The following is a 9,235-nucleotide window of genomic DNA, read 5'->3' as shown; positions in this document are numbered from 1 at the left end:
GTTCTTGGTCGCGGTGTTACCGGCTATGATTACTCCCTCTTTATTGGGTCGGATAATCTGTCGATTGGCAAAAAATCAGGGAAATTAGCTGCTGACTTGCTCGGTGGCTCTACAGCTGATGTAGTGGAAATAAAAGGCGCCGTCAGCTCTAGATCGGTTGAAGAAACGAGCCGTGGTTTCCGAGATTACTTATCGCAATCACCGTCCATTCAGGTCGATAAAGTGATTGTCGGTGACTGGCAGCGAGATCGGACAGAGGACGAGTTGAAGCGAATTTTACCAAGCTCTCCAGAGATTAGGCTTGTATTTGCGCATAGTGATGCCATGGCGCTTGGCGCATATCGGGCGATTGATGCCTTAGGTTTAAGCAATGTGCAAATCATCGGTATTGATGGACTGGATACGGTGAATGGGGGATTTGATTTAGTTAAACAAGGTGTTCTTAGCGGGACGGTTACGAGCCCAACAGGGGGAAGAGAGTCAATTCAATATGCACTCGATATTCTTAACCGTGAGAAGGTCATTCCCAAAAAGATCATTTTGCCAAGTCATGTTATTACGCAAAAAAATACCAGAGAATTAGGGGCAGCCAGTGGCCCTAACTTGAAGCAGATTGCTTCTCATATGAGTGTGAGCACGAAAAAGATGAAGTTGGGTGTAGCGGTTGTAGGCTCTGAAAGCAGTTGGCGGGCGGCCAATACTGAATCCATCAAGAATGCGGCGGGTCAAGACCTTGGTATCGACCTTATCATGCAAAATGCGGAAGGCAGTCAAGACAAGCAAATCGAGATAATTCGGAATTTTATTCAGCAAAAGGTGGACGTTATTGCCTTCACGCCAATCGTTGAGTCCGGCTGGGACGACGTCTTAGCGGAAGCCAAGGTAGCTGGCATACCGGTCATTTTGACGGATCGAAAAGTGAAGCTGGAAGATGATTCCTTATGGACGACGTTCATTGGTTCGGATTTCGTTGAAGAGGGACGGCGARCTGCTAGATGGCTTGTGGAGCACAAACCTGTGTCCGGGGAAACCAAAATTGTCGAACTTCAAGGAACGGCAGGCTCGGCACCTGCCATTGAGCGTAGACAAGGCTTTGAAGAAGTACTCACTCAGAATGCAGGATTTCGCGTGATAGCTTCGGAAGTCGGCGATTTCACGACGGAAAGCGGTCAGCAGTTAATGAGTAAAGTACTTAAACAGGGAACGATACCGCAGGTTGTTTTTGCGCATAACGATGATATGGCACTTGGCGCAATTAAGGCGATTGAACAGATGGGCCTGAAGCCAGGCAAAGACATCATCGTCATTTCCGTGGATGCCACGAAGCTTGCTTTTCAAGCTATGCTTGCTGGGAAGCTAAACATGTCCGTGGAGTGCAATCCCTTGCTGGGACCACAAATCATCAAAGCGGCCAAGGAACTTGTCGCTGGCAAGGAAATTCCGGTGAATATTATTACGGCGGAAAGTATTTTCTCTCAGGAAACGGCTAAACGGGATGTTACTACACGCAAATATTGATCGAAGACGTGACGCTGCATGGGCGGCTTGGGTTTGTTCAAGAGGGACGGCTGCGGAATATGATTTTCACGAAGGGCAGCATTCTGATGAGTTCATATTTGGCTTGACGAAAGGTGAATATGAGAAGTTGGAGTAAATGAGACGGCGATAAGGACCTAGCGATTTTTCGCTAGGTTTTTTTGCGTGTAGGTTTTGGGGAGGAGGAACTATAGTCCGCTATTTTGGTGAAAAGGGGACGATTTCCGGATCTAGGGGATCTACGATCCGCTATTTTGCCAATTTTCACCTGGAAATGTGCCAAGCAAGGGGGCGAAATAAGTGCCTGTAGTTCCGCTCCAACTCTCGAAGGTTCGTTTTTTGCCTAAATAAGGCACTTGAGTTCCTGCATTTAAGGCCGCGGCATTCATGCGCTCATCCGAGCACCATCGATCACGACAATCAAAAGAACCGTCAGGAGGAAATTTGCCTGGCGGTTTTTACTTTTAACTYTGATGGAAGTTTTATACATCAGCGAAGCTCTATTTTTTGTGGTATATTATTGTGAGAATGGTTATCACTTGCACGGGAGGGATTCGGAGTGAATCGTGAAACGGACCACAATGTGTATTTAGAAGGGACATTGCTTGAGCTGGTCAAGCTTGAAGTTATAATGGACATAGCCGAGTGGAAACGGATGGCAGAGGAAACAGCTCATCACACATTGCTTTTTTTTGTTAAGATGAGAGGCCAGCTTCAAATAAATCAGAATGAAATTCCGATTCATGGGAAAACACTCTGTTTGCTGCTGCCTGGCATGAGTGTCCAAGCGCTGAACTTGTCAGGCAATGCGAATAGTTTGATCTATCAGCTACAATTCAATCTGTTTCGAATCAAGGAAAATACGCAATCACGTAGAGTTTATGATAGAGAGCTTCATTTTCCCGTACAGGGGAGCCTGCAGACGGATTTGCTTCTTTTTCAGCGTAAAATACAGCTGCTTGCCTCCGCCTATGGGGATTCCAGCGTAAGGGAGCACTTGCGGCAGCAGTATTTATACGCTTTGGTGGAGTTGATTCTGAAGGACCAGCCGCCTTCAATCGCAACGTCGAAAGATGCTGACGCATCGCTACAGCTTACGATTCAATACATGCAGGATGCTTACCATACCGACATCAATCTAGACAAGCTTGCTGAGATCGCGGGGATGCATCCAGCTTATTATTCGCAGCGTTTTAAGCAAAAAATGAATAAATCACCGATTGAATTTCTCACCCAGGTACGCATGAATAAGGCGAAGGAAATTCTGCTTGTCTCTGCACCGCAGATACGAGATTTGAGCGGACGCGTAGGTTATCGGGATGAGTTTTATTTTAGCCGCCGCTTCAAAGAGAATTCCGGATCTGCCCCCACACAGTATGCGAATGAGCCACTAACCAATATCGTTTCGCTATCGTACCCGTATACAGATCACTTGCTGACTTTAGGTATTGTTCCGAGTGCAGCCCAATTTCACCGTAAGAAGTATTTGCCAACCGAAACGATTTCGCTGACGTTGCCGCTTCACGCTGCGGACTCTTGGGAAATAGGCAGAAAGGCTTTTCTCGAAGCGCAGCCGGGTCTTATCCTGTGTAAAGAGAACGTTGTTTTGAAAGCGAGAGAACATATTGGGGATATTGCTCCTATCATTTCCGTTCCTTGGGCATCGCAAGATGTCTTTGATCATTTGGAAGTAATTGCTGGGCTTGTCGATCGCAGGCAGTTGGCTAGAGAGTGGATTGAGCGCCATGCCTACAAAGCCGAGCAAGCCAAGAAACAAGTGAACAAGAAGTTCGGCAGTCCAACTGTTGCGATATGCCGTTTGATGAACACAGAAATGAGATTGTATGGCGCCAGAAATGTTGGGCATATTTTCTATCGATCTTTACAATTATCACCTCCTAGTCTGATTGCCAACAAACTTAATCAACATCGAGAGGGCACGAACTTCAACTGGATTAACGTAACGCCGGAGGATATGACGGAGTATGAGTCAGACTATGTCATCTTCTTGAATTCCACGAAGCAAGCATCTTCTAAGCTTACGCAGCAAATTATGACGGACTCTGTTTGGCAGCGTCATCCGGCCATTAGGCAGGGGCGGTATTTCATGCTTCAGTGGGATGAATGGATGGTCTATGCGCCGCAAGCGATACAGCAGCTTTTGGAGAAGGCGGTRTCCATGCTAAGTGGATCCTCGCTTACTACTTCACCCGTCAATATGAAAATAATCCAAGGATAAAATCTATGAATATGTCATGGACGAATGCAGGAGAGATTTCTATAATGAATTTATTGATAATGATTATCAATATTAATGAGAGAGTCAGATCACATCCAGGAAGTTGGGTCTTTGGGGCATGAAAAGAATTACATATGGATTGATTTGCTTCATTGCCATTCTCGCCTTATTAATCATCATGTTTACAGCGATTTCGTTTGGGGCTAAAGATATGACGCTGCAAACGGTATGGTCAGCCGTATTTCATTATAATTCGGAGTTAACTACGCATCAGATTATTCATGAATTACGTTTACCACGTGTTCTAGGTGCGGCGATTATCGGAGCTGGCTTTGCGGTAGCAGGTGCGTTGATGCAAGGAATAACCCGCAATCCTTTAGCTGATTCCGGTATTCTGGGTATCAATGCCGGCTCAGCCTTCATGGTTGCTCTAAGCTTTGCATTTTTCCCGAATCTGCCCTATTCGAGTCTCATGGTGGTCTCATTTCTCGGGGCAGCGCTCAGCACAGGTTTCATTTTCTTGCTAGGCTCATCGACGCCTGGTGGTCTAACCCCAGTCCGTCTAACAATTGCAGGCTCTGTGGTAGCGGCTTTACTGCATTCACTGAGTACGGGTGTGGCCATCTATTATGACCTTAGCCAGGATCTTGCCTTCTGGTATGYCGGTGGTGTTGCAGGAGTGAAGTGGCAGCATGTCAAACTGCTTGTGCCTATTATTCTTTTGGCGATTGCAGGAGCTGTGATGATAAGTCGATCCGTTTCGCTGATATCGCTGGGCGAGGACGTTTCCGCAGGTTTAGGGGTCAAAACAAACAGAATTCGCTTGCTGGGTATTGTTCTGGCGATCATTCTTGCCGGTGTAGGGGTTTCAGCTGTAGGATCCATTGGATTCGTGGGTCTGGTTATCCCGCACATCGCTAGAAAACTCGTTGGAGTGGACTATCGTTTCATCATTCCGCTTTCATCTTTGCTTGGAGCGATTCTGCTGGTGATTGCTGATTTAGGCGCACGGATGGTTCATCCTCCCAAAGAATTGGCCATCTCCTTAATGATTGCTTTGGTAGGCGTTCCCTTCTTTCTGTACTTGGCCCGGAAAGAGAGGAGGAGTTTGTCGTGAAATCATCTCGCCCTATTGATCGCAAAAACAGGAGCATCTGGGTCGGCAGCTGTCTGCTTCTTATAAGCTTGGTTGTGATCTTGATTAGTCTGAACACAGGCTCGATTCGGCTTTCGCCAGTTGAAGTTTGGCAAACCTTTCTAGGTTATGGCAGCACAGACAATCAGCTCGTCTTATTCGAGTATCGCTTGCCACGGATTCTTATTACAATGCTGGCAGGTATCGGTCTAGGCATATCCGGCGCTCTTTTGCAGGGAATAACCCGTAATGGTTTAGCCGATCCGGGGATTCTGGGACTTCATTCGGGTGCTGCATTAGGTTTAATTGTATTCGTCAGTTTCTTTCATTCCATGAAGGGGACACCGACCTTGCTTATCCCGATTTTCGCCTTTGCCGGGGGCGTCATAACGGCTATCTTGATTATGGCCTTAGCCTATGACCGGTACAAAGGGATTGTGCCAATACGGTTGATACTTGTTGGCATTGCCGTTGCAGCAGGCTTTAGCGCTATGACCCTCTTTCTGTCGCTGCGGTTAGATGAAGCGACGTATAGTTTTACAGCTAGATGGCTGGTAGGCAACGTGTGGGGGAGAGATTGGGTGCATGTCATTGCGCTTCTCCCATGGATTGGCTTGTTCGTTCCTTTCGCATTAACCAAGTGGAAAATTCTGAATTCCTTTTCACTGGGGGATGAAACGACCTCGGGGCTTGGCATTGCCGTGAGTCGCGAACGCTTGCTGCTTCTGCTGACGGCAGTTGCCTTGTCGAGCGCAAGCGTGGCAATGACCGGTGGTATTGGTTTTCTTGGCTTGGTGGCGCCGCATCTGGCTCGCCGATTGGTTGGACCGATGTATCAGCATGYTCTGCCGATTGCGGGCCTGGTAGGTCTCGTCATCTTGGTGGCCTCCGACACGATTGGACGCTCGATCTTTCAGCCTAACGCAATCCCCGCAGGTATTGTTGTAGCTGCTGTTGGAGCTCCGTACTTTTTATTTCTGCTTGCCAGAACGAAATAACGAAAACGTAAATAATAAAGGGGTTTTTATTGTGAAAAAGAAAAATATGGTCGTCCTAAGTATGATCAGTTCCTTATTCGTCCTGACAGCATGCGGTCAATCTGCTGCACCTAAAGCATCAGCGCCTGCCGCATCAGCCGCACCTGCTGCTTCTGCTGCTGCTGTGACGAGTACAACTAAGCCAGTAGAGAAAGAACCACGTATTGCGTCGCTGTCCATTCATTTAACGAATGACTTGCTTGCGCTAGGCATTACGCCTGTAGGTTCCGTCATGGGCGGAGATCTTAAAGCCTTTCTGCCACACGTTGCTGACCGTTTACAGAACACTAAGAAGCTGGGCGTTGTAGCTGAACCTGATATGGAAGCCCTCCTTTCCTTGAAGCCTGAAGTCATTTATTTGGATGAGGCATTCTCAGGTAAGGATGTCGCGAAGTATGAGAAAATTGCCAAATCAGAAATGTTTAACCTAGATGAAGGCACATGGCGCGATCATTTGAAGAAAATCGGTAAACTTGTAAACCGAGAGCAGCAAGCCGAAACGTACATCAAGGATTACGAGAAACAGGCTGCGAATGTAAAAGGTCTTATTAATGCTAAGATTGGCGACGGGACTGCAATGGCGATTCGTGTAACAGCGAAAGAACTGCGTGTTATGGGGATGAAACGTCCGCTCGGACCGCTTCTGTTCACAGACCTAGGTTTGAAGCCAGCCAAAGGTGTGGAGAAGATCGACAAAGCTTACGAAACGATTTCACAGGAAGTTCTTCCTGACTATGATGCGGACGCGATTTTTGTTATTGTGAACAATGAGGATGGGGCCAAGAAACTCTTCGAGCAGCTATCCACCAACCCGATTTGGAAAGGGCTTAAAGCAGTTAAAGCGGGTCACATTTACCCGATTGCCGATCAGCCTTGGCTTGATTACTCGGCCATTGGAAACAAAATGGCGCTTGATGCGGCAGAAAAACTTTTCGCTAAATAATTAGTTAGTAGGCTATCCTTCAGCTATTTCGTTATGGCTGGGGATAGCCTTATTTGCGTTTGGTTGGCTGTATGGTGAAAAAAGCCAATCAGATGCTGATTCAGAGCGATAAAGAAAATACATTTACATTTCGTTTACGCTAAAAATGGATAATATTTTTCCCAAAAGCGTATGTAAAAGGTGGAAAAGAAGAAGTGCCATTGCTATTGAGATGATAGCGTTTTATTGAAAACAAAATGCACGTTTCATGCAGAATGTATCATCCATTTTACGCCATCTTTTAACAAAAGGAAGATAAAATGCTTAACGCTTTCAGGAAAAATAAAGCAATTTTACCGAATTAAGCATTATCGCTTTTACAATAACTACATGGTTAATTGCCCCAAAAAACATTGAATGTTAGATTAATTGACCGTATAGTACCGTTAGGAAAAAAAACATTTTTATCTAGGAGGGAAAATAGTGAAAAAGAGTATCACGTTGACATCTCGTGTGCTTGCAGCGGTCATGATTGTGACCTCGTTGTTCTCAGCAGGTATTGCTCCTGCGCAACCAGCCTATGCACAGCCAGATGCCACGAACGTCTTTGCCACAGCAGGAGTTACTGCATCCGCGAATGGGTATGTGTCTAATAATGCTGCCCCAGCACATGCGATTGACGGTAATCCAGCAAGCAACTGGGTTTACAAGGGGGATACGAATCAGCCTGGTCAGCAAAATCCGTATTGGCTGAAGGTTGATGCAGGCGCAGAAGCTACTGTCCATCAGTTTGTACTTGCGCATGCCGGTTATAGTGGAGAGCCTGACATCTACAATACCCGGGACTATACGATTGAAACCAGTGAAGATGATGTGCACTGGACTCCTGTMGTAACGGTTACAGATAATACATATGGTCTAACAACCCACAATTTGAGCTCACCGGTTACAGCAAGATATTTTAAGCTGAACATTACGGACCCGGGAAGTGCAGATCTAACGACTGGTGAATACGCAGCGAATATTTATGAATTCCAGGCTTTTGGATTTGTAGAAACGAAACCTCTTGCTCCTGTGGTTACTCCGTTAGCGTCTGGCAGTAATCAGGGATTGCTTGGTGAATATTACCTTGGAAATAGCGATTTTAGCTTCGGAGATTACAAAGCAACAACGGTAGATCCTCAGATTAATTTCACAAATTTGGATCCTGTACTGCAATCTTGGACTGGTCAACAGGACCACGCCAATGTTCGCTGGACGGCGCAAATTATGCCACCGCAATCGGGAGATTATACATTTTACATGATGGGTGACAACGGATTTCGTCTGTGGGTCGATGATAAGATCGTGATTGATCACTGGGTGAATGACTGGGACAAGGAGCAAACAGGCAATGTGATTTCCTTGGAAGGTGGAAAGAAATACAATTTCAAAATTGAATACTTTGAGGATTCAGGCGGTTCCAATCTGTATCTGCGTTGGTCGACGCCAAATATGGCCAAGATTATCGTGCCGAGCAATGTGTTCTACTTGCCGCAGAATTACACAGGACCTATCGCAGGAAACGTTCTAAAAGATGGTTCTAGCGCTTATCTTACGCTGTCCTCAGATATGGTTAATTTGCCAGCTTCCCTAGGGGCTCACTTGTTGGTTACGGCTGATGATCTGCCCATTCAGGTTCAAAGCGTTGAATTAGGCAGTACCCCATCTGCTCTTAAGATAAATTTGGCGATGAACATTAAACCTAATCAGGTTGTTAAGATTTCATATGATGGACAAGCAAATTTGCAATTTGCAGATGGAACGGTTGTTGGGAGTTTTATGTACATCCCTGTGAACGATGTGGCTAATTACTCCCCAATTGCCATTGCGATGTCCTTCAACGGAAGTCCCAAAACGAAGCGTTCGTTCGCTTGGTATACAAGCTATGAAAAACCGGATAATGCACCGGCTAACATAGCAGATAGTATTGTTGAGGTTGTACCAGCAGATAAAGCTTTTGGCACACCTGATGTGAAACGTTTCATTGGAAAACCAGAAGAAACCAAAATTTTGAATCTCAAAATTACGAGCTCCACGAATGGTTCATTTATTAGCCATAAGGCACTGGCAGAAGGATTAACGCCAGGAACTGCCTATAAATACCGGGTGGGAAGCGACGGCAACTGGAGCGACACAGGCAGCTTCACAACGGAATCACTCATTGAAAATGATTATGAATTCCTGTACATGACGGATTCACAGGGTTCGAATTCGCATGATTATGAAGTTTTTGCGGACACGCTTAAGCAAGGTCTTGATCATTACCCGAATTCAAAGTTTATGGTGATGACAGGTGACGAGGTGGATGCCGGTTCCCTAGAGTC

Annotated in this window: 7 protein-coding genes; all 7 read left to right on the top strand. The window is 46.0% G+C overall.

Going from position 1 to position 9,235, the window contains the following annotated elements:
* Nucleotides 1-1,518 (top strand): substrate-binding domain-containing protein (locus tag AC1DUA_RS11425; RefSeq protein ID WP_477499859.1); only part of this gene is annotated, 1,518 nt, incomplete at its 5' end.
* Nucleotides 1,496-1,654 carry a hypothetical protein gene (locus AC1DUA_RS11420; protein WP_477499862.1) on the top strand — a complete coding sequence of 53 codons (159 nt, stop codon included), beginning with the start codon at nucleotides 1,496-1,498 and terminating at the stop codon, nucleotides 1,652-1,654. The genes AC1DUA_RS11425 and AC1DUA_RS11420, both read left to right, overlap by 23 nt.
* Nucleotides 1,655-2,095: 441 nt before the next feature.
* On the top strand, nucleotides 2,096-3,775 hold the full coding sequence (locus tag AC1DUA_RS11415; protein ID WP_477499858.1) for a helix-turn-helix domain-containing protein: 1,680 nt from the start codon (nucleotides 2,096-2,098) through the stop codon (nucleotides 3,773-3,775).
* A gap of 178 nt (nucleotides 3,776-3,953) precedes the next feature.
* Nucleotides 3,954-4,892: a FecCD family ABC transporter permease gene (locus AC1DUA_RS11410; RefSeq protein WP_477499861.1), complete on the top strand. Its 939-nt coding sequence runs from the start codon at nucleotides 3,954-3,956 to the stop codon at nucleotides 4,890-4,892.
* Nucleotides 4,889-5,908, top strand: a complete 1,020-nt coding sequence (locus AC1DUA_RS11405; RefSeq protein ID WP_477499857.1) for a FecCD family ABC transporter permease — start codon at nucleotides 4,889-4,891, stop codon at nucleotides 5,906-5,908. Before AC1DUA_RS11410 ends, AC1DUA_RS11405 begins: the two co-directional genes overlap by 4 nt.
* A 46-nt stretch (nucleotides 5,909-5,954) precedes the next feature.
* Nucleotides 5,955-6,890 carry an iron-hydroxamate ABC transporter substrate-binding protein gene (locus AC1DUA_RS11400; protein ID WP_477499860.1) on the top strand — a complete coding sequence of 312 codons (936 nt, stop codon included), beginning with the start codon at nucleotides 5,955-5,957 and terminating at the stop codon, nucleotides 6,888-6,890.
* Nucleotides 6,891-7,352: 462 nt separating this feature from the next.
* Nucleotides 7,353-9,235: PA14 domain-containing protein (locus AC1DUA_RS11395; protein WP_477499856.1), on the top strand; the 1,883-nt coding region annotated here is incomplete at its 3' end.

Source organism: Paenibacillus sp. 01T422 (genome assembly GCF_056398785.1).
Note: the sequence above shows the minus strand (reverse complement) of the source record. Positions and strands in the feature narration are given on the sequence as shown.

What these genes read in the sequence shown, in the direction of transcription:
- AC1DUA_RS11420 (WP_477499862.1), top strand. Translation starts at nt 1,496, where the DNA reads ATGTTACTACACGCAAATATTGATCGAAGACGTGACGCTGCATGGGCG.
- AC1DUA_RS11400 (WP_477499860.1), top strand. Translation starts at nt 5,955, where the DNA reads ATGGTCGTCCTAAGTATGATCAGTTCCTTATTCGTCCTGACAGCATGC.